18 protein-coding genes are annotated in these 18,991 nt (G+C 70.6%); 6 read left to right on the forward strand and 12 right to left on the reverse strand.

The window, feature by feature from the left end; all coding sequences use genetic code 11:
- Positions 1-10 precede the first annotated feature (10 nt).
- A complete protein-coding gene (locus tag E4T13_RS29345) occupies positions 11-760 on the forward strand; it encodes an ATP-binding cassette domain-containing protein (protein ID WP_137181972.1) in 750 nt (249 codons plus the stop codon).
- A gap of 39 nt (positions 761-799) precedes the next feature.
- Here E4T13_RS29345 and E4T13_RS29350 read toward each other — a convergent pair whose 3' ends face one another.
- Together E4T13_RS29350 and E4T13_RS29355 are read right to left on the reverse strand one after the other, a co-directional pair.
- Positions 800-2,224, reverse strand: a complete 1,425-nt coding sequence (locus E4T13_RS29350; RefSeq protein ID WP_137181877.1) for a M20 family metallopeptidase — start codon at positions 2,222-2,224, stop codon at positions 800-802.
- Between the two features lie 145 nt (positions 2,225-2,369).
- On the reverse strand, positions 2,370-3,482 hold the full coding sequence (locus E4T13_RS29355; protein WP_137181878.1) for an S-(hydroxymethyl)glutathione dehydrogenase/class III alcohol dehydrogenase: 1,113 nt from the start codon (positions 3,480-3,482) through the stop codon (positions 2,370-2,372).
- A 103-nt stretch (positions 3,483-3,585) separates the two neighbouring features.
- Here E4T13_RS29355 and E4T13_RS29360 point away from each other — a divergent pair, with 103 nt between their 5' ends.
- Genes E4T13_RS29360 through E4T13_RS29370 form a run of 3 tightly spaced genes read left to right on the forward strand, consistent with a single transcriptional unit; the run spans position 3,586 to position 7,444 of the window.
- Positions 3,586-5,277, forward strand: coding sequence for an iron ABC transporter permease (locus E4T13_RS29360; RefSeq protein WP_170985321.1), 1,692 nt, complete (start codon positions 3,586-3,588; stop codon positions 5,275-5,277).
- Positions 5,277-6,371, forward strand: a complete 1,095-nt coding sequence (locus tag E4T13_RS29365; RefSeq protein WP_137181880.1) for an ABC transporter ATP-binding protein — start codon at positions 5,277-5,279, stop codon at positions 6,369-6,371. Before E4T13_RS29360 ends, E4T13_RS29365 begins: the two co-directional genes overlap by 1 nt.
- On the forward strand, positions 6,368-7,444 hold the full coding sequence (locus tag E4T13_RS29370) for a mandelate racemase/muconate lactonizing enzyme family protein (RefSeq protein WP_137181881.1): 1,077 nt from the start codon (positions 6,368-6,370) through the stop codon (positions 7,442-7,444). Before E4T13_RS29365 ends, E4T13_RS29370 begins: the two co-directional genes overlap by 4 nt.
- Before the next feature lie 2 nt (positions 7,445-7,446).
- On the opposite strand, the gene E4T13_RS29375 is transcribed toward E4T13_RS29370, so the two are convergent.
- Complete coding sequence (locus E4T13_RS29375; RefSeq protein ID WP_170985322.1) at positions 7,447-8,463, reverse strand: ABC transporter substrate-binding protein; 1,017 nt, start codon at positions 8,461-8,463, stop codon at positions 7,447-7,449.
- 74 nt (positions 8,464-8,537) lie between these two features.
- Between E4T13_RS29375 and E4T13_RS29380 the strand changes: the two genes are divergently transcribed.
- Positions 8,538-9,260 (forward strand): aspartate/glutamate racemase family protein, encoded by a 723-nt coding sequence (locus tag E4T13_RS29380; RefSeq protein ID WP_137181883.1) that lies wholly within the window; start codon positions 8,538-8,540, stop codon positions 9,258-9,260.
- 4 nt (positions 9,261-9,264) lie between these two features.
- Here E4T13_RS29380 and E4T13_RS29385 read toward each other — a convergent pair whose 3' ends face one another.
- Positions 9,265-9,693 carry a MaoC/PaaZ C-terminal domain-containing protein gene (locus E4T13_RS29385; RefSeq protein ID WP_170985323.1) on the reverse strand — a complete coding sequence of 143 codons (429 nt, stop codon included), beginning with the start codon at positions 9,691-9,693 and terminating at the stop codon, positions 9,265-9,267.
- Positions 9,694-9,947: 254 nt separating this feature from the next.
- Between E4T13_RS29385 and E4T13_RS29390 the strand changes: the two genes are divergently transcribed.
- Positions 9,948-11,150 (forward strand): IS110 family transposase, encoded by a 1,203-nt coding sequence (locus tag E4T13_RS29390; RefSeq protein ID WP_137181885.1) that lies wholly within the window; start codon positions 9,948-9,950, stop codon positions 11,148-11,150.
- A gap of 191 nt (positions 11,151-11,341) precedes the next feature.
- Here the strand turns inward: E4T13_RS29390 and E4T13_RS29395 are convergent, their stop codons facing one another.
- From E4T13_RS29395 to E4T13_RS29425, 8 genes are all read right to left on the reverse strand, one after another.
- The gene (locus E4T13_RS29395; protein ID WP_206030331.1) at positions 11,342-11,827 is read right to left on the reverse strand and encodes a MaoC family dehydratase N-terminal domain-containing protein; all 486 of its coding nucleotides are present in this window, start codon (positions 11,825-11,827) and stop codon (positions 11,342-11,344) included.
- A gap of 17 nt (positions 11,828-11,844) precedes the next feature.
- The gene (locus E4T13_RS29400; RefSeq protein WP_206030332.1) at positions 11,845-12,759 is read right to left on the reverse strand and encodes a dienelactone hydrolase family protein; all 915 of its coding nucleotides are present in this window, start codon (positions 12,757-12,759) and stop codon (positions 11,845-11,847) included.
- A gap of 70 nt (positions 12,760-12,829) precedes the next feature.
- Positions 12,830-13,582, reverse strand: coding sequence for a citryl-CoA lyase (locus E4T13_RS29405; protein ID WP_137181886.1), 753 nt, complete (start codon positions 13,580-13,582; stop codon positions 12,830-12,832).
- A 123-nt stretch (positions 13,583-13,705) separates the two neighbouring features.
- Positions 13,706-15,025, reverse strand: a complete 1,320-nt coding sequence (locus E4T13_RS29410; RefSeq protein ID WP_206030333.1) for a phenylacetate--CoA ligase family protein — start codon at positions 15,023-15,025, stop codon at positions 13,706-13,708.
- Positions 15,022-16,167 (reverse strand): CaiB/BaiF CoA-transferase family protein, encoded by a 1,146-nt coding sequence (locus E4T13_RS29415; RefSeq protein ID WP_137181887.1) that lies wholly within the window; start codon positions 16,165-16,167, stop codon positions 15,022-15,024. Before E4T13_RS29415 ends, E4T13_RS29410 begins: the two co-directional genes overlap by 4 nt.
- On the reverse strand, positions 16,164-16,616 hold the full coding sequence (locus tag E4T13_RS30140; protein WP_170985324.1) for a Zn-ribbon domain-containing OB-fold protein: 453 nt from the start codon (positions 16,614-16,616) through the stop codon (positions 16,164-16,166). The genes E4T13_RS29415 and E4T13_RS30140 overlap by 4 nt, the downstream gene beginning before the upstream one ends.
- Positions 16,613-17,830, reverse strand: a complete 1,218-nt coding sequence (locus E4T13_RS30145; protein WP_170985325.1) for a thiolase family protein — start codon at positions 17,828-17,830, stop codon at positions 16,613-16,615. The genes E4T13_RS30140 and E4T13_RS30145 overlap by 4 nt, the downstream gene beginning before the upstream one ends.
- A gap of 121 nt (positions 17,831-17,951) precedes the next feature.
- A complete protein-coding gene (locus E4T13_RS29425; RefSeq protein ID WP_137181889.1) occupies positions 17,952-18,932 on the reverse strand; it encodes a tripartite tricarboxylate transporter substrate binding protein in 981 nt (326 codons plus the stop codon).
- Between the last annotated feature and the right edge of the window lie 59 nt (positions 18,933-18,991).

The raw sequence follows: 18,991 nt of genomic DNA on the forward strand, positions 1-18,991 counted from the left end.
TCTCGTCCAGATGGATGACATCCACCTCGCTTTCGGCGGCATCAAGGCCGTGGATGGCGCGAGCCTCGACCTGCATGAGGGCGAGGTGGTCGGGCTGCTTGGCCACAACGGCGCCGGCAAGTCCACGCTGATCAAGGTGCTGTCCGGCGCCTATCGTGCCGATTCCGGCGAGATCCGCGTGCGCGGCGAATCCGCGCAGATCGCCTCCCCGCGCGATGCGCGACGCTACGGCATCGAGACGATCTACCAGACGCTGGCGCTGGCCGACAATCTCGACGCCGCTGCCAACATCTTCCTCGGCCGCGAGCTGCTGACCCGGTGGGGCACGCTGGACGACGCGGCGATGGAGGCGGCGACGCGGGAGGTGATGGGCCGCCTCAACCCGCATTTCCGCCGCTTCAAGGAACCGGTGCGCGCGCTGTCCGGCGGCCAGCGGCAGTCGGTCGCGATCGCGCGCGCCATCCATTTCGACGCGCGCATCCTGATCATGGACGAACCCACCGCGGCGCTGGGCCCGGCCGAGACGCGCCAGGTCGGCGAGCTCGTGCTGCAGCTGAAGCAGCAGGGGATCGGCATCTTCCTGATCAGCCACGACATCCACGATGTCTTCGACCTGGCGGACCGCATCAGCGTGATGAAGAACGGCAAGCTGGTCGGCACCGCGCGCGTGGCGGACATCACCAAGGACGAAGCGCTGGGCATGATCATCCTTGGCAAGTGCCCGCCCGGCGCGGTGCCCGGGCCGGGGGCGATGACCTGAATGCGCCCTCGCCCGCAAACGGGCGAGGGGCGCAACCCGCTACACGGCCGTCGACATCGTCAGCACGGGCTTCGCTTCCTTCGGCAGCGGGCTTTCGTATGGCCGCCCGCCCATGCGCCGGCGCAGATCCTCCTTCGCCGCGGCGATCAGCGCAGGATCGCGCAGGGCATCCAGCGCGGTGCCGGCCATCACCTTCGCGACATGCGCCATCGCCGCATGTGCCGCCGGCGACTTGCCCTGCGCCACCGCCTGCCAGGAATGGAAGGGCGTCCCCACGGCCCAGGTCGCGCCGCGCGCCTGCACCGTCGGCACCTTCTGTGAGACATCGCCGACATCGGTGGAGCCGACCATCGCGACGCTCTTCTCCGCCTGCGCCACCACCGCATCGTGCAGCGGCTTGCCGCGCTGCGCCTGGAGCCCGTGCCGGCGATAGGCGGCCGCGACGTCGGCATCGGTCAGCGTGTCCTGGATTGCCTGCGCGAAGGCGCGATCCTGTTCCGTGAATACGGGCGGGCCGATCCGGTCCAGGTTGCGCTGCATCGCCGTTTCCAGCGGCGTGTTGCCGAGCAGGTCGCAGACGGCGGAGATCACCTCCGCCTCCACCTGCGTCTCCGTCATCAGCGCGGCGCCATCGGCGATCTTGCGCACGCGCGCCACCAGCGGGCGCAGCTCCACCACGCTCGCGGCACGGATCAGGTAACGCACCTTCGCCTTGGCCTGCACGACGTTGGGCGCGATGCCGCCGGCATCGAGATAGGCGTAGTGGATGCGCGCATCGCTCGGCATGTGCTCGCGCATGTAGTTCACCCCGACATTCATCAGCTCCACCGCGTCCAGGGCGGAGCGGCCGAGATGCGGCGTCGCCGCGGCATGCGCGGCGCGCCCGCTGAAGGTGAAGTCGATGCGCATATTCGCGAGGCTCAGTGCCTCGATCACGCCCGAGAAGAAATCCGGATGCCAGGTGATGGCGATGTCCACGTCGTCGAAGGCGCCGTCGCGCACCATGAAGCCCTTCGCCGCGCCGCCCTCCTCGGCCGGGCAGCCGTAGTAGCGGACCCTGCCGACCAGCCCGTTCGCCGCCAGGAAATCCTTCACCGCCGTCGCCGCCAGCATCGCGCCGGCGCCGAGCAGGTTGTGCCCGCAGCCATGGCCCCGGAACTCGCCCGGCACGGGCTTCGGCTCCGCGACGCCCGCCTCCTGCGAAAGCCCCGGCAGCGCATCGTATTCGCCGAGGATCGCGATGACCGGCCCGCCCTCGCCGGCCTCGCCCATCATGGCGGTGGGGATGCCCGCGAGCTTGTCCGTCACGCGGAAGCCTTCGCGCTCCAGCATCGCCTTGTGCTCGGCGGCGGAACGATGCTCGTCGTAGCAGAGCTCCGGCATCGCCCAGACGCGGTCGGCAAGGCCGTTGAACGCGCTGCGCTTCGCATCCACCAGCCGCCAGATCTCTTCCTCGTTCTGCATCAAGCTTTCCTTTCGTTGCGCTTCCGCTTCGGCGGAAGCGCCCTCAGGCGCCGGCGCCGCACCTCCGTGCGGCTTGGCTCCGCGGCATCCGCCGCGGGCCGCCGTCGCCGCCTCGGCCTGCCTGAAGCGCGGCAGGCCGCCAAAATCAATAGACCACGACGGAGCGGATGCTCTCGCCGCGCTCCATCAACTCGAATCCGTGGTTGATGTCCTTCAGCGGCATGACATGGGTGATCAGGCTGTCGATGTCGATCTTGCCCTCCATGTACCAGTCCACGATCTTCGGCACGTCCGTGCGCCCGCGCGCGCCGCCGAAGGCGGTGCCCTTCCAGACGCGGCCGGTGACGAGCTGGAACGGCCGCGTCGCGATCTCCTGCCCGGCGCCGGCCACGCCGATGATGATGCTTTCGCCCCAGCCGCGATGGCAGCATTCCAGCGCCTGGCGCATCAGTTTCACGTTGCCGACGCATTCGAAGCTGAAATCCGCGCCGCCCCCCGTGAGGTCCACGATGGCCTGCACGACCTTGTCGTCGCCGATCTCCTTCGGGTTGACGAAGTGCGTCATGCCGAACTTGCGGGCCATCTCCTCCCGCGCCGGGTTGATGTCGATGCCGATGATCTTGTCGGCGCCGACCATGCGCGCGCCCTGGATCACGTTCAGTCCGATGCCGCCCAGGCCGAACACCGCCACATTGGCGCCGGGCCAGACCTTCGCCGTGTTGATCACCGCGCCGATGCCGGTGGTTACGCCGCAGCCGATGTAGCAGATCTTCTCGAACGGAGCGTCTTCACGGACCTTCGCGACCGCGATCTCCGGCAATACGGTGAAGTTCGCGAAAGTGGAGCAGCCCATGTAGTGCATCACCTGCTCTCCCTCGCAGGAGAAGCGAGAAGTACCGTCGGGCATAACGCCCTTGCCCTGCGTCGCGCGGATGGCGGTGCACAGGTTGGACCGGCGGCTCAGGCAGGTTTTGCACTGGCGGCACTCCGGCGTGTAGAGCGGGATCACATGGTCGCCCGGCTTCACGCTGGTCACGCCCGAGCCGACCTCGCGCACGATGCCCGCGCCCTCATGCCCCAGGATCGCCGGAAACAAGCCTTCGGGATCGGCGCCCGAAAGCGTGTAGAGGTCCGTGTGGCACAGCCCCGTCGCCATCACCTCCACCAGCACCTCGCCCGCCTTGGGGCCGGCGATCTCGACCTCGGTGACCTCCAGGGGCTTGCCCGCCGCCCAGGCCACCGCCGCGCGCGTCTTCATGCGTGCTCTCCATGCATCCGGCCCCCATGTTGCGACGCTTCGCGCTCGGCGTCACGCTCTTGACGGGCGCGAAGGGGCGTCCGATTCGGCGCGGGAGGCGGCGTTGGCGAGGCTCGGGCGCATCCTGCCCTCCATCCTGCTGGGCGGCCTGCTGCTGTATCTGGTGGCCGTGCCGCTGCTGTTCCTGGTTCTTGCCTCCCTGCGGCCCAGCGGCTTTCCCTTCGATCCAGGCTGGACGCTGGCCAACTACGCGGCCGTCTACCTGGCGCCGGGCTTCCTGCGGCTGGTGCAGGACACGCTGGTCTTCGCCCTCGGTTCCGTCGCGCTCGCGCTGAGCCTCGGCGCCACACTGGCCTTCCTGGTGGAACGCACGGACCTGCCGGGGGCGGGCTTCGTGCGCGCGCTGGTGATCCTGCCGATGGCGACGCCGCCGCTGCTGATGGCGATCGGCTGGGCCATGCTGCTCTCGCCGCGCTCCGGCGCGCTGAACATCGCGGCACGGGAAATGTTCGGTCTGTCGTCGCCGCCCTTCGACGCCTATTCGCTCGGCGCCATGGTCTTCGTGCAGGGGCTGGCGCTGGCCTCCACCGCCTTCCTCATGCTTGCACCCGCCTTCCGCAACATGGACCCCTCGCTGGAGGAAGCGGCGCTGGCTTCCGGCGCCTCCGGCTGGATGCTGGCGCGGCGCGTGCTGGTGCCGCTGCTGCGCCCGGCCGTGCTCGCCGCCGGTGCCTTCCTGCTGATCGTCGGCTTCGTGGTGTTCGAGGTGCCGGGCACGCTCGGCATGCCCGCGCGCATCTTCGTGCTGTCCAGCCAGCTCTACTACCTCGCCTCGGAGGCACCGGGCGGCATGCCGCTCTATGGCCAGGTCGGCGCGCTGGCGACGCTGTTCCTGGTGCTGCTGCTCGCGCTCGGCTTCCTCTATCGCCGGCTGACGCGCGATGCCGCGAGCTACCGCGTTGTCACCGGCAAGGGCTTCCGGCCGCGGCGCATGGCGCTGGGCCGCTGGCGCGGCGCCGCCCTCGGCTTCGTCGCGCTGTATTTCCTGCTCGCCGTCGTGCTGCCGATGGGCATCCTGCTGTGGATGAGCCTTATGCCCTACCAGACGCCGCCCTCTCTGCGCGCACTGGCGCTGGTGACGCTGGAGAATCATCGCGACTTCCTCGATTCGCCGCGCGTGCTGGAAGCCGCGGGCAACACGCTGCTCGTCGCCGTCGTCGCCGCCACGCTGGTCGCGGCGCTGGCAACGCTGATCGCCTGGGCCACGGTGCGGCTGCGCGTGCCCGGCGCCGGGCTGGTCGACGCGCTGGCCTTCCTGCCTGTGGCGATCCCAGGCGTGATGATGGGCGTCGCGCTGATCTACGTGTATCTCACGCTCGATCCCGTCATCGCGATCTATGGCACCGTGTGGATCCTCGTCGTCGCCTACACCACGGACTATCTCAGCTTCGGCACGCGCGCGGCCGGCGGCACGATGGTGCAGTTGCATCCGGAGTTGGAGGAAGCCGCGCGGACCTCCGGCGCCGGGGGGGCAATGGTGCTGCGGCGGATCACGCTGCCCCTGCTCTGGCCCGCCATCGCCGCGATCTGGATCTGGGTGCTGGCGCATGCGATGCGGGAACTCTCCACGGCGCTCATGCTGCAGGGCCGCGACAACCAGGTGGTGACCACGTTGCTGTGGGATTGGTGGCAGGGCGGCGAGCCCACCCGCGCCGCAGCGGTCGGCGTCTGGCTCGTCGCCGCGCTGCTGCTGGCGCTCACGCTCTGGCAGCTTGCGGCACGGAGGCGCGGCTGATGTTGCACGTCTACGGGTTGGAGAAACGCTACGACCGCCGCCGCGCTGACGCCTTCGCGTTGCGCGACGTGTCGCTGGACGTGGGGGAGGGCGAGTTCTTCACCCTGCTCGGCCCGTCCGGCTGCGGCAAGACCACCGCGCTGCGCAGCGTCGCGGGGCTGGAGATGCCGGATGCCGGTGAGATCCGCGTCGCCGGCACAACGGTCTTCTCCAGCGCGGCGCGCATCGCCTTGCCCGTCGCGAAGCGCGACATCGCCATGGTGTTCCAATCCTACGCGATCTGGCCGCATATGACGGTGGCGGAGAATGTGCGCTTCCCGCTGGATGCGCTCGGCGTCACCGGCGCGGCCGCCGCGCGGCGGGTGGAGCGCGCGCTGGAGATGGTGGGCCTGGCCGCGTTCCGCGACCGGCCCGCGCCGCTGCTCTCCGGCGGGCAGCAGCAGCGCGTGGCGCTGGCCCGCGCCGTGGTGAAGGAAGCACGGCTGTTGCTGCTGGACGAGCCGCTGTCCAACCTCGATGCAAGGCTGCGCGAGCAGATGCGCGTGGAACTGCGCGACTTGCAGCGCCGCGTCGGCACCACCGCGATCTACGTCACGCACGACCAGGAGGAAGCGATGGCGCTCTCCGACCGGGTCGCGGTGATGCGCGATGGCCGCGTGGTGGAATGCGCGCCCCCGCAGGACCTGTATCTGCGCCCGCGCAGCGTCTTCGCCGCGCGCTTCGTCGGCCAGGCGGATCTGCTGCCCTGCCGCGTGATCGGCCAGGGCGACGGTCTGACCTGGCTGGACACGCCGCTCGGCCGCCTCGCCAGCGCCGGGCAGCCGCCATCGGCCGAGACGCTCTCGCTGCTGATCCGGCCGGAGCATGTGGAGATCGGCGGCGGCGAGGGCGTAAACCAACTGGAGGGCGTGGTCCGCCGTGTCGTCTTCTCCGGCCGGCTGGTGGAATACCTGGTCGAGACGGTGCAGGGCGCGCGACTGCGCGTGCAGGGCACGTCCGCCACCCTGCGCGCCGAAGGCGCGGCAATCAGCCTGCGCCTGCCCCCGGAACGCTGCGTTGTGGTGCAGGGAAGTCCGGAGGAGGCCGAGGGATGAGCGGCGCTATCGAGATCCTACCCTATGCGCTGCGCCTGGCGCAGGAATACCGCTGGGCGAAAGGCGTGCAGCGCGAGCGCCGCGGCCTGCTGGTGCGCATCGCCACCTGGGGACAGGAAGGCTGGGGCGAGAGTGCGCCGCCGATCCATCTCGACACCGATCCTGTCGCCCTCGCCGCGGAGTTGCGCGCGCAGGTCACGGGGATCGAGCCCGAGCGCGAGGATTTCCTGGCCGCCCTCGACGAACGCGGTGTGCCCGCGCGGCTGCGCTGCGGCGTCGCCGCGGCCTGGATGAGCGCGCGCGCCGCGGCGCAGCGCGTGCCGCTCTCCGCGCTGATCGCGCCCGACGCGCATGCGGCGCGCGAGGTGCCGGTGAACGGCCTCGTCACCGAGAAAACGCCGGAGGAAGCGGCCGCGCGCGCCGCCGTGCTGGTCTCGCAGGGCTATCGCACGCTGAAGGTGAAGTGCTGGGAGGATCGCGCGGCCGATCTCTCCCGCGTCGCCGCCATCCGTGCGGCGGCGCCGGATGCGAAGCTGCGGCTCGATGCGAACGAATCCTGGGACCCCGCCTGGGCGCTCGAGCATCTGCGCGCGCTGTGGCGGCACGACATCGACTATGTGGAGCAGCCCATCCCCTCCTCCCGCCCGCTGCCGGAGATCGCCGCCTTCCGCCGCGCCAGCCCGATCCGCGTTGCGCTGGACGAGAGCGCGACGGATCCTGCGAGCCTGGAGCGCATCCTCGCGCTGCAGGCGGCCGACGTGATCATCCTGAAGACGCAGCGCGCGGGTGGGCCGGACAGGGCCGGCGCGATGATCCGCGCCGCGGTGGAGGCCGGCGTGCAGGTGACGGTGACGGTCAGCCTGGAAAGCGCGATCGGCACCGCCGTCGCGCTGCATGTCGCCTCCACCCTGCCGCAACCGCTGCCGGATTGCGGCATCCCGATGGGCCGCTTCCTCGCCGAGGATCTCGGACCCATGCCGCCGGTGGAGCCCGGGGCGGTGATGCGCGTGCCGCGCGCCGGCGGGCTTGGCCTGGAACCCGATCGCGACGCGCTGGCGCGGCTACGCGGCTGACATCAGCGCGCGCTGGCTTCGTTGACCCGTGCGTTCAGCGCCTCGTAGATGCGGGCGTATTCGTCCTTCTGCGCCATCGGCCATTCCGTGAGCGTCAGCCCCTGCAGCCGCTTGCCCGTATCAGTCTCCGGCAGCAGCGGATGGCCACGCTCCGTCGCCGCTTCGTAGGCGCGCGCGCCCTCCGGCGTGGCGAGCCAGGCGCCGAGCAGCTTCGCCGCCTTCGGCCGCCGTGCCGGCACCGTCACCGCTGTCCAGATCGCGCTGACCGGCGTGGGATCCAGCAGCACCACCTCGATCGGCGCGCCGCGCCGGATCGCCGGAAGCGCGGTGTGGTAGATGCCGAGCCCGACTGCCACCTCGCCCGCCGCGACCTGCTGCGCCAGCGGCGCGGTGGAGCGGAACAGCATCGGCTCCTGCGCCAGGAAGCGCGTGTAGTAGTCGTTCACCCGCGCCTCGCCCCAGACATGCGCAAGCTCCGCGAAGGCGGCCATGCGCGACCAGGATCCGATGCGCCCCTTGAAACGCGGCGCGAGCAGGTCTTCCCAGGTCTTCGGCGCGTCCTCCGGCTTCACCTCGTTGCGGTTGTAGATCACGCAGTAGAGCGCGGCGGCCGTCAGCAGCGCGGGGCCGGCGACGAAGCTTTCGGGAAAGCCCATCTGCTGCCAGCCCGCATCGGCCAGCAGGTTGCGTTCCTGCAGCCGCAGGATGCCGGAGCCGCCGAGGCTCACGAGATCGGCCGTCCGCCCGCCGGCCTGCGCCTCGTTGGCCACGCGTCCGACGATGCCGACGCCGCCTGGCACGCTTTCCGGCCGCACGCGGATGCCGCGGCCGGGTCCGCGCGCGAAGGCGGCGAGCACGCGGTCCAGCGCGTTGAGCGGGTTGCTCTCGTACCAGGAGAGATCGCCGGACTCGGTCGCGGCCTCGCGCGCCAGAGCCTGCAGATCCACGGCCGCCAATGCCGGCCGGGCCGCCATTCCGGCCGCCGCCAGCAGGGCGGCACGGCGCGTCAGCGATGCCATGCGGTTCCTCCCCATCCTGTTGCGTGCAGCCTAGCAGCCTTGCGCGGCGGCCGCGAAGGGGCGATGCAGCGCGCATGCGGATCCTGCTGATCAACGCCAACACGACGGAGGCGATCACCGAACGGCTCGTCGCCATCGCGCAGGGCATGGCACCGCCGGGGGTGACCTTCATCGGCGCGACGGCGCGCTTCGGCGCGCGCTACATCGCCTCCCGCGCGGCCTCCGCCGTCGCGGCCCATGCCGCTCTGGACGCCTACGCGGCCTGGGGCGCAGGCATGGACGCCGTGCTGATCGGCTGCTTCGGCGACCCCGGACTCGACGCGTTGCGGGAAGTCGCGCCCGTTCCGGTGCTGGGCCTCGCCGATGCCGCGGCGGAGGAGGCCCTGCGCCTTGCGCCCCGCTTTGGTGTGGTGACGGGTGGCGCCGCCTGGGGACCGATGCTGCGGGAATTCTACGCCGTGCGCGGCCACGCCGATCGGCTGGCGGGCGTGCGCACCGTTGCGCCGTCGGGCGGCGAGATCGCACGCGATCCGGAAGGCGCGCTCGCGCAACTCGCCGAGGCCTGCGCGGCAAGCACCGAACAGGACGGCGCCGGCGCGGTGATCCTGGGTGGCGCGGGATTGGCCGGGCTTGCCGCGCGCATCGCGCCGCGCGTTCCGGTGCCGGTGATCTGTTCGGTTGAGGCCGGCGTGCGGGCCGCCATCGCGGCGCTCGGCGGCGGGCCGGCCGGGCTGGTGCCGCATGCGCCGGTGGAGACCACCGGCCTCCCGCCGGAGCTGGCGAAGCTTCTGGGGTAGCGCATCAGCCGCGGCGCGGCAGTTCCACCGCGGCGCTGGCATCCTGCACCACCACCGCGCCGTCGCTCTTCACGATGTCCATGCGGCACAGCGCCCAGGCTTTCGCGTCATCCACGGCGGTCACTTCGCCGCGCAGCAGGATGCGCTCGCCGACGAAGCAGGGCGTGCGCAGGCGATAGGAGAGCCGCCGCAGGAAGGCGTCGCGCCCGCCCCATCGCATCGCCTGCCGCGCCAGCAGCCCGCCCGCCATCTGCCCATCCATGATCGGCGCGCGCATGCCGGCCGCGGTGGCGAAGGCGGTATCGTAGTGCAGGCGGTGGAAGTCCCAGGTGGCCGCGGCGTAGGTGACCAGCGCGGTCAGGGTCACGTCGAAGGCGATCTCCGGCAGAGCCTCGCCGATCCGCACCTGGTCCAGGTGACGCACGTCGCTCACTGGTGCACCTTCGTGCGGTCGGGCAGTGGGCCGTGCATTGGCGTAGTGTTCGACAGCCCGAGCACCTGGCGTGACGGCCCGCGTCGCGCGCCGCTGGACGGCCAGCATGAGACCAGCCGCACGCCAGGCGCCGGGAGATCGGGACGGACCACAGGGTGATGCGCCAGAGCCGGCCAGCCAGAGCGCCAATCAGTGAGCGATCCGCACGACCTCCCAGCCCGGGTGAGCCTACCCCGAACCGAGGAGGTCAGCCCATGCCAATGTTCGCCGGTCTCGACTGGGGCGGCGCCGCGCACGCCGTTTGCGTCGTCGACACCGCCGGTGCAGTGCTCGCCCGTATCGAGGTGCAGCACGACGCCACCGGTCTCGCCGACCTGCTCGCCCGCTTGGCGCGCATCGCGCCGCCGCCCGAACTGCCGGTCGCCATCGAGCGCCCCTCCGGCCTGATCGTCGACGCCCTGGTCGAGGCCGGCCATCCGGTGATCCCGATCCATCCCAACGTCGTTAAGGCCTGCCGGCCGCGCTATCGCGCCTCCAGCGGCAAGTCCGACCCCGCCGATGCCTTCATGCTCGCTGACATCCTGCGCACCGATGGGCACCGCTTCCGCCCTCTCACGCCGGCCTCCGACGACATCAAGGCGCTGCGTGCCCTGGTGCGCGGCCGCGACGACCTCGTCGCCCAGCGTGTCGCCCTCGCCAACACGCTGCGCAGCACGCTGGAGAGCTTCTGGCCAGGTGCTGCCATCGTCTTCGCCGACATCGACAGCCCGATCGCGCTGGCCTTCATCCGGCGCTATCCAACCCCGGATAGCGCCGCGCGTCTCGGACCCAAGCGCCTCGCCGGCTTTCTCGCCAGCCACGCCTATCCCGGCCGGCGCACCGCCACCGAACTCCTCGACCGCCTCCGTGCCGCGCCCACCGGCCACGCCAGCGAAGCAGAGGCCGACGCCAAGGGCGAGCTCGTCCGCGCCCTGGCGAGCGCGCTCGACACCATCGTCAACGAGATCGCCCGCCTCTCCACCCGCATCGAACACGACATCGCAGAATTGCCCGACGGGCAGATCGTCATGTCCTTCCCGCGATCGGGACGCATCTGCGCCGCAGGCATCCTCGCCGAACTTGGCGACGTCCGCGAGCGCTTCCCGACCGAAGCGCAGCTCGCCGCCGAAGCCGGCGTCTGTCCCGTGACCCACGCTTCCGGCAAGGCACGCGGCGTCACCTTCCGATGGGCATGCAACCAGCGCCTTCGAAAGGCCATCACGACCTTCGCCGGCAACTCGCGTCACGCATCCGCCTGGGCCGCCCGTATCTACAACCAAGCCCGCCAGCGCGGATGCCGCCATCAGCACGCCATCCGCATTCTCGCCCGCGCCTGGTGCCGTGTCCTCTGGCGTGCCTGGCAAGATCGCACCGCCTACGATCCTGGCCGTCACAACGCCGCCGCACGCCTCGCCTGAACTCAACCCGGTTCCTTGGTTCGGCCGAAACGCCCGTTCCTTCGTCCCGGCCACATCCCAACGCGCCGCGGCGACGCAGCCCGGGTCAAGGATCGCCGAAGGCGACCGGCGCAGCCGGCGCGAAGCGTCCTTGAGGCCGGTTGCGACGACGCGGCACGCTTCAACGCACGAGAACGTTGACACAGGGTGTCTCATGGCTGGTGGATGTTCGTCTCGCGGTTCACCGCCAGCAGCTCGCCCCGCTGGTTGGTGTAGCGCGCTTCCGAGATTACCAGGAACAGCCTGCCGTTGCGCGTCTCCCGTGCCTGGATGTCCAGCAGCGTCCAGGTGACGGTGATCCGGTCGTCCGGGCGGGCGGGCTCGTGGAATTCGTACTCGTTGCCGCCGCGCAGGAAGTCCTTGCTGGGCAGTGGCAGGTCCCAGGCATGCCCGAAATAGCCGCTGTCGTCGGGGGCGCGTCGGCAGGGCTGGTTCGTCTCGCACAGCAGCGTCGGTGGCGCGACGATGCCGCCATGGCGCGACGCCGCCGCGACCTCGGCATCCTGGTACAGCGGATTGTCGTCCTGCATGGCCAGCGCGAAGAGGCGGATGCCCGCCTCCCCGATCGGATCGGGCGCGGTGTAGGTGGCAACACGCCCGATGCAGGCGCGCAACGCCTCCGGCACTTCCCCGGCCACGTCGCGCGTGGTCCTCGTCAGGCCAGGGTCTGGCGGAAGAAGGCGAGCGTGCGCGTCCAGGCCAGCTCGGCCGCCGCGGCCTCGTAGCGGGGCGTGGAGTTGTTGTGGAAGCCGTGCTGCGTGCCGGGATATTCGTACATCTCGTAGCGCACATGCGCGGCCTTCAGCGCCGCCTCGAAGCCCGGCCACATGCCGTTGATGCGCGGGTCGTTCGCGGCATAGTGGATCAGCAGCGCCGCCTTGATGTTCGGTACGGCGGAGGCTGGCGGCGCAGCGCCGTAGAAGGGCACGCCCGCTTGCATGTCGGCGCCAAGCTCCGTCGCCAGCCAGTTCACCGTGCCGCCGCCCCAGCAGAAGCCGGTGGCGCCCAGCTTGCCGGTGGAGCGCGCATGCGCCTTCAGGAAGCGCGCGCTGTTCAGCATGTCCGTGCGCAGCTTCGGCTGCTCGAGCCTGGCCTGCATCTCCCGGCCCTCGTCGTCATTACCGGGATAGCCGCCGAGCGGCGCCAGCCCGTCCGGTGCCAGCGCCAGGAAGCCCTCCACGGCAAGCCGCCGCGCCACGTCCTCGACATAGGGATTGAGGCCGCGGTTCTCGTGGATCACCAGCACGGCGGGGAAAGGGCCGTTGCCGCTGGGCTGCGCCAGGTAGCCGCGCATCGTGCCGGAGGTGCCCCCGGGCGACGGATAGGTCACGTAGCGCCCGACCATGCGCGGATCGGTGAAGGAGATGGTCTGCGCCTCGGCGTAGCGCGGCATCAGCGCCTCCGCCATCGCCAGCCCGCCCGCGATTGCCCCGGCGGCCTGCAGGAAGGAGCGTCGGTCGATGCGCCCGTGACAGTATTCGTCGTAGAGATCGAAGATGCGCTGGTCGATATCGGCCTGGGTCATGCGGGCCGGATCGAGCGCGGGAAGCTCGGGCAATCCATCGGCCATGGCGTCGTCCTCGTTGCGCGGACCGGCAGCCTAGCTGCGGGCATGGCGGCACGGCAACGGGTGCCGCGCCTCAGCCCGCGGGCGGGTCCTCATAGGGGATGTGCTCCTCGGCCAGCTTCCACACTTGGCGCGCCGCATGGGTGCGCTGCTCCTCCACCAGATGCCCCGCCAGCCCGCCGGAGCGCGAGACCACGGCAATGCCGCGCATGATGGACACGGGCATGCCGATCTCCAGCAGCAGCGCGGCGATCGCGCCTGTGGCATTGATCGTCAGGTGGCGGCCATAGGCTTCGTCCACCGCCGCGCCGAGCTGGCGCAGCAGCGCGATGTAATCGCCCTTGACCCCGGCCTTCTCCGCCACGCGGAACAGCTTCGGTGGCCGCGGGTCGTCCGGCTTGTGGAAGGGGTGGCCGAAGCCCGGCATGGGCTTCTTCAGCGTGCGGTGCGCCTGCACGACCTCCCTGCACCAGGCCGCCTTGTCCGGTTGGCCGATGCCCTCCGCCAGCAGCTTCGCGCAGCCATCCATGGTGCCGGCGAAGACATCGCCCACCGCCAGCAAGCCCGCGGAGATGCCGATCTGCACCTGGCTCGGCGCGCTGTCATAGGCGAGGCGCGCGATCAGGGAAGTCGGCGTCCAGCCATGGTCCATCAGCGTCACCAGGCACGCATCCAGCACGCGCGTCTCGGCTTGGTTCGGCAGCCGGCCGCAGGTGAGCAGGTAGAGCACCTCGGTGAAGCCGTGCTCGCCGATCAACTCCTCCACCAGGTCCTTGCCGCAGACGCGGATCGAGGTCGCGTCCGACCCGGCAATGTGTGTCTTCATGGTGTCGTGCCCTCAAGCGCTGGGCGCGGCCTCCGGCCGCTTGGCTCGCCGCACCTGCGGCGGGCCGCGTTCGCGGCCTCGGCCTGCTGCGCAGGCCGCCATCCAGCATCCAGCCTCATATGCTCACTCCGCATCGCTGAAATCGAGCAGCTTCGTCTTGTATTCGCTGCGCCCGATGCTGCCGAAGGGCACCAGCGTCACGCGCGCCGTCGCCACCAGCGTCGTGCGGATCGCCGCCTCGATCGCGGCGGCCAGCCCCTCGGGCGGCGGCGCATCGCCCGGCCCGACTTCCACCTGCACCGGCAGCGGCGGCTCCTGCCGCACGCCGCGGACTCGCGGCCGGATCAGGATGGCGCCGCTGACCTGCGGCACGAAGCCCGCGACCACCGCGCGCACGGCGGAGGGAAACACATTCACGCCGCGCACGATCACCAGGTCGTCGGTGCGGCCGATGCAGCGCACCCGCGGCGTGGTACGACCGCATGCGCAGCGCGAACTCCACCACACCACATGGTCGCGCGAGCGGAAGCGCAGCAGCGGCGCGGCCTCGCGCGTCAGGGCGGTGTAGACCAGCTCGCCGGTCGCGCCGTCGGTCTTCTCCACGGGCTCGCCGGTGGCGGGGTCCACCAGCTCCACATGCACATGGTCGTAGCCGCCGAAATGCATGCCCTGCTGCGCGTCGCATTCGCCCCAGAGCGAGATGGAGACATCGCCGATGCCCATCGCCTCGCAGAGCTTCGCGCCGAAGGCGGCTTCCAGTCGCGCGCGGATCTCCGCCTCTCCGCCGCCGGGCTCGCCCGCGACGCAGATGCGCTTCACGCCGAGGCCATCCGCCGCGATGCCGCGCTCCGCGAGCACTTCCGAGAGGTGCACGGCATAGCTCGGCGTGCAGAGCAGCGCTTCCGGCCGCAGCAGTTGCAGCGCGCGGATCAGCCGCTGCGTGTTCCCCGTGCCCACGGGGATGTGGCAGACGCCGAGCGAGGCGATGGTGTCGAGCGCCGCACCCGCCACGAAGGGGCCCGCATTGTAGGTGCTGACCGCACGCATGCCGCGCCGCAATCCCGTCGCGGTGTAGGAGCGGGAGGAGATCTCGATCCAGCTCGCCAGGTCGCGCGCCGTCACGGGCATGTAGCAGGGGTCGCCCGTCGTCCCGCTGGTCGAGTAGATGCGCGCGAGATCGGCGGGGTCCGCCGCCAGATGCGTTCCGAAGGGCGGCGTCTCCGCCTGGCTTGCGCGGATCTCGTCCTTCTCGGTGAAGGGCAGTCGCGGCAGGTCGTCCACGCCGCCGCACGCCGCCGCATCGCCGAAGCCGGCCGCGCGCAGCTTGCCCACGTAGAAGGGCGAGCGCTCGAACAGATAGCGCAACTGGCGCCGCAATGCCGCGTCGTCCAGCCGCCGTTGTTCCGCCGGATCGCGTGTCTCGACTTCGGGCTGGAAGATCACCGCACGCCCCACTCCCGCAGCACCTCATCGGTATGCTCGCCCAGGGCGGGCGGGCTGCGCAACGCATCCTCGCGCGCCACCGCCTTCCAGGGCAGGCCGGCGGTGGGGATGCGCTGGCCGGCATAGGTCACTTCCGGCAGCATGCCCCGCTGCGCAAGCTGCTCCAGCGCCATCACCTCCGGCAGGGTGTTGATCGGTTCCGCGGGAATGCCGACCGCGTCGAACACCGCCAGCCATTCCGCCGCCGGCTTCGTCATCAGGATCGCCTCGATCGCCGGCAGCATCGTCGCGCGGTTGGTGTTGCGCGATGGCGGGTCGGCGTAGCGCGGATCGGCGCCGAGCGCCGCGAACGCCGGCAGCGCGACGAAGCTCGCCCAGGTCTTCTCGTTCGTGACGGCGATCACGATCTCCCGGTCGGCGCAGCGCAGGCTCTCGTAAGGCGCCATCAAAGGATGCGCGTTGCCCCAGCGGCGCGGCGCCTTGCCGCTCATCCCCCAGCCAGCAATCGACTGGCCCATCAGCGCCACCAGTCCATCCAGCATCGAAATGTCGAGATAGCGCCCCTCTCCGGTTCGGCCGCGCTCCATCAGCGCGCCCATCACGGCGATGGCGGCGGAGAGGCCGCCCATCGTGTCCGCCACCGGCGCCGCGGCCTTCACTGGCCGGCCCTCAGCCTCGCCGGTCTGCGCCATCAGCCCGCCGACCGCCTGCACCATCAGGTCCACCGCCGGCCGCTTCGCCATCGGCCCGTCCTGGCCATAGCCGCTGATCGAGCAGTAGATCACGTCCGGCCGCACGGCGCGCACCGCATCGTAATCCACGCCAAACCGCTTCACCGTGCCGGGCCGGAAGTTCTCCACGAAGACGTCGCAGCTGCGCGCCAGTGCCAGGCAGGTCTCGCGGCCTTCCGGCTTGCGCAGATCCAACGCAACGGAGCGCTTGTTGCGGTTGTAGCCGATCAGCGTCGGGCCGGCATCGCCGACGAAGGGCGGGCCCCAGAAGCGCGTCTCGTCGCCGCGCCCGGGCTCCTCGATCTTGACCACATCGGCGCCGAGATCGCCCAGCACCATCGTGCAGAGCGGCCCGGCCAGCGCGCGCGTGGTGTCCAGCACGCGGATGCCGGCGAGAGGCCCCTGGCTCACGCCCCCTCCGGCCGGAACACCGGCATCAGGTTGCCGAGTTCGAGCGGGCGAAAGTCCACCGCGACCTTCGTGCCGATGCCGACCGGTGCGTCCACGAAGCGCGTGAACAGATGCACGCCCTCCTCCAGCTTCACCAGCCCGACGACATAGGGCGTGGCGCCGGCGAAGGCCGCGCTCGGCGCGCGATGCACCTCGCTGAAGGAATACACCTCGCCGCGCCCGCTCGCGCGCTTCCATTCCAGCGCATCCGAACCGCATTCCGTGCAGACGATGCGCTTCGGGTGGAAGTGGCGATCGCAGGCGGGGCAGTTCTTCAGCAGCAGTTCGTGCCGCGCCACGCCTTGCCAATAGCCGGTCGTCTCCGGCGAGGGCTGGTACAGTCCGATGAACCAGTCGCCCGCCTTCAGCTCCAACCCGCGAGACCAGTCCGTGACCGGCGCCTCGCTCATGTCAGTCTCTCCTTCGTCAGGATCACGACGGAATGGCAAGCCAGCGGCCCGCCATGCATGTGCACGATGCCCGCGGCCGCGCCCGGTACCGGCTTGCCCTCCGCGCGGCCATGCAGCTGGTCCACCAGTTCCTTCAGATTGTAGAGCCCCTGCGCCACCTGTCCGAAGGAGAGATAGCCGCCGTTCGTGTTGAAGGGCAGGCCGCCTTCGTAGGCGATGCCGCCATCGGCCACGAAGCGCCCGCCCTCGCCGCGCGGGCAGAAACCCATCTCCTCCAGCATCATCAGGTTGGCGTAGCTGAAGGGTGCCGAGGTCTCCGCCAGATCCATGTCCTTCGGCGCCAGGCCGGACATCGCATAGGCCTGCTTCGCCGCAACGCCCGCGCCGGTCTGGATCAGGTCCGGCCCGTCCTCGAAGGGCGCGTAGCCCCAGCCGCCCATCCGCTCGCCGACCCATTCATGCGTGTTGCACTGGCCGAAGCCGGCGATCCAGGTCTGCTCCGCATGCCGGGCCGTCGCGATATCGGCGCGGGTCAGCACGACCGCGGTCGCGATGCCGCCGGGATACCACACCGCGCAATCCAGCATGCGCAGCGGCGTCGCGATCATCCGGGAGGCCAGCACGTCCTCCACCGTGATCGGGCCCTTGTTGCGCATCGCAGCGTGCGGATGGTGCAGCGCCCAGCGCCGGTTCTCCACCGCCACCTGCGCGGCCTGCTCGGGCGTCACGCCGTATTCGTGCATGTAGCGGCAGAAGGTCTGCGCGTAGATCGAGGGCGTGGAAGGACCGTAGGGTGCCTCGAACTGCAGGTCGCCTTCCCAGGCGGCGTTGGAGCCGACCTGGTCCATCCAGATCCCGCTCGCCTCGTTCGTGACGCAGAGCGCGTAGTCGATCACGCCGGCGTTCAGCGCCGTCGCGGCAAGCTGGATGGCGCCGAGCGAGCCGCCGCCATGCGAGCTGACCTCGCTCGAGAACATCGGCCCGATCTTCAGCTCGTTCAGCAGCGCCTGGTTGTACTGCAGCACCATGTAGGATTGCGGCGTGCGTCCGGTGAACAGCGCCCCCACCTGGTCGCGCCGGATCCCGGCCGTTGCCATTGCCTGCCGCGCCGCGACAGCCGCCAGCAGCAGCGGCGTCTTCGGCTCGGGGTCTGTCTTCCACGCCATCGCCCGGCCCATGCCGACGATGGCGGTCGCGCATCGCATCGGATTCATTCAGGTGCCCTCGGACGCCGGGCGCGGCTTCCGGCCGCCTGGCTTTCGCACCACTCGGCGCGGGCCGCGTTCGCGCCACTCGGCGCGGGCCGCCTTCTCGCTTCGCTTCCCACAGTACTCCTCACTCCACCTTCGCGCCGGAATCCGCCACCACCTTGCGGTAGCGCTCGATCTCGGAATTGATGAAGCCGCGGAAGGCGGCAGGCGGCATGTAGGTGATCTGCGTGCCCGCCGCGGCGAAGCCCGCCACGATCTCGGGGTTCTCGAGCGTCTTGCGGATCGCCTCGGCCAGGATGGTCACGCGGTCCGCCGGCACGCCGGCCGGGCCGAAGATGCCGAACCAGGAGGCCGCGACAAAATCCGGGAAGCCGGATTCGATCATCGTCGGCGCATCCGGCAGCCAGGGCAGGCGCTGCTCGCCGGCCGTCGCGATCACGCGCAGCCGCCCGGATTCCACATGCGGCTTCAACGGCTGCCAGGGATAGAACATCAGCGAGGTATCGCCGTTGATCAGCCCGGCGAACAGCAGCGCGCCGCTGCCATAGGGCACATGCGTCATGTCGACGCCGGCCTGCACGCGCAGCGCCGATCCCGTCAGATGCGCCGTTGTCCCGATCCCGGAGGAAGCATAGTTGATCTGCCCCGGCCGCGACTTCGCCAGCGCCACCAGCTCCGCCACGTTGCGCACCGGCAGCTGGCTCGGCACCACCAGCACCATGGGCTGTGTCGCCAGCCGCGCGATCGGCGTGAAGTCCGCCACCGGGTCGTAGGGCAGGCGGCGGTACAGGCTGATGTTGATCGCATGCGTCTGGCTGCCGGCAAACAGCAGCGTGTAGCCATCCGGCGCGCTGCGCGCGACGATCTCGGTGCCGACGATGCCGCCCGCGCCGCCGCGATTCTCGATCACCGGGCGCTGTCCCAGCACCTCGCCCATCGCGCCGGCAAGCTGCCGCGCGGCAAGATCGGTCGCGGTGCCGGCGGCATAGGGCACGACGATGCGGATCGGCTTGTCCGGAAAGCGTTCCTGCGCGCTGGCTTGGCGGGCCAGGCCAGTGGCGGACAGCGCAGCCAGTGCGGAAAGTCCGGCACGACGCGTGAGCATGGCTTCTCCTCCCTCGGCTTTCAGTCTATTTCTTCCGCTATGCGGAAAGTCATCCGTTA

Source organism: Roseomonas sp. AR75, assembly GCF_005222815.1.
Taxonomy (GTDB): domain Bacteria; phylum Pseudomonadota; class Alphaproteobacteria; order Acetobacterales; family Acetobacteraceae; genus Falsiroseomonas.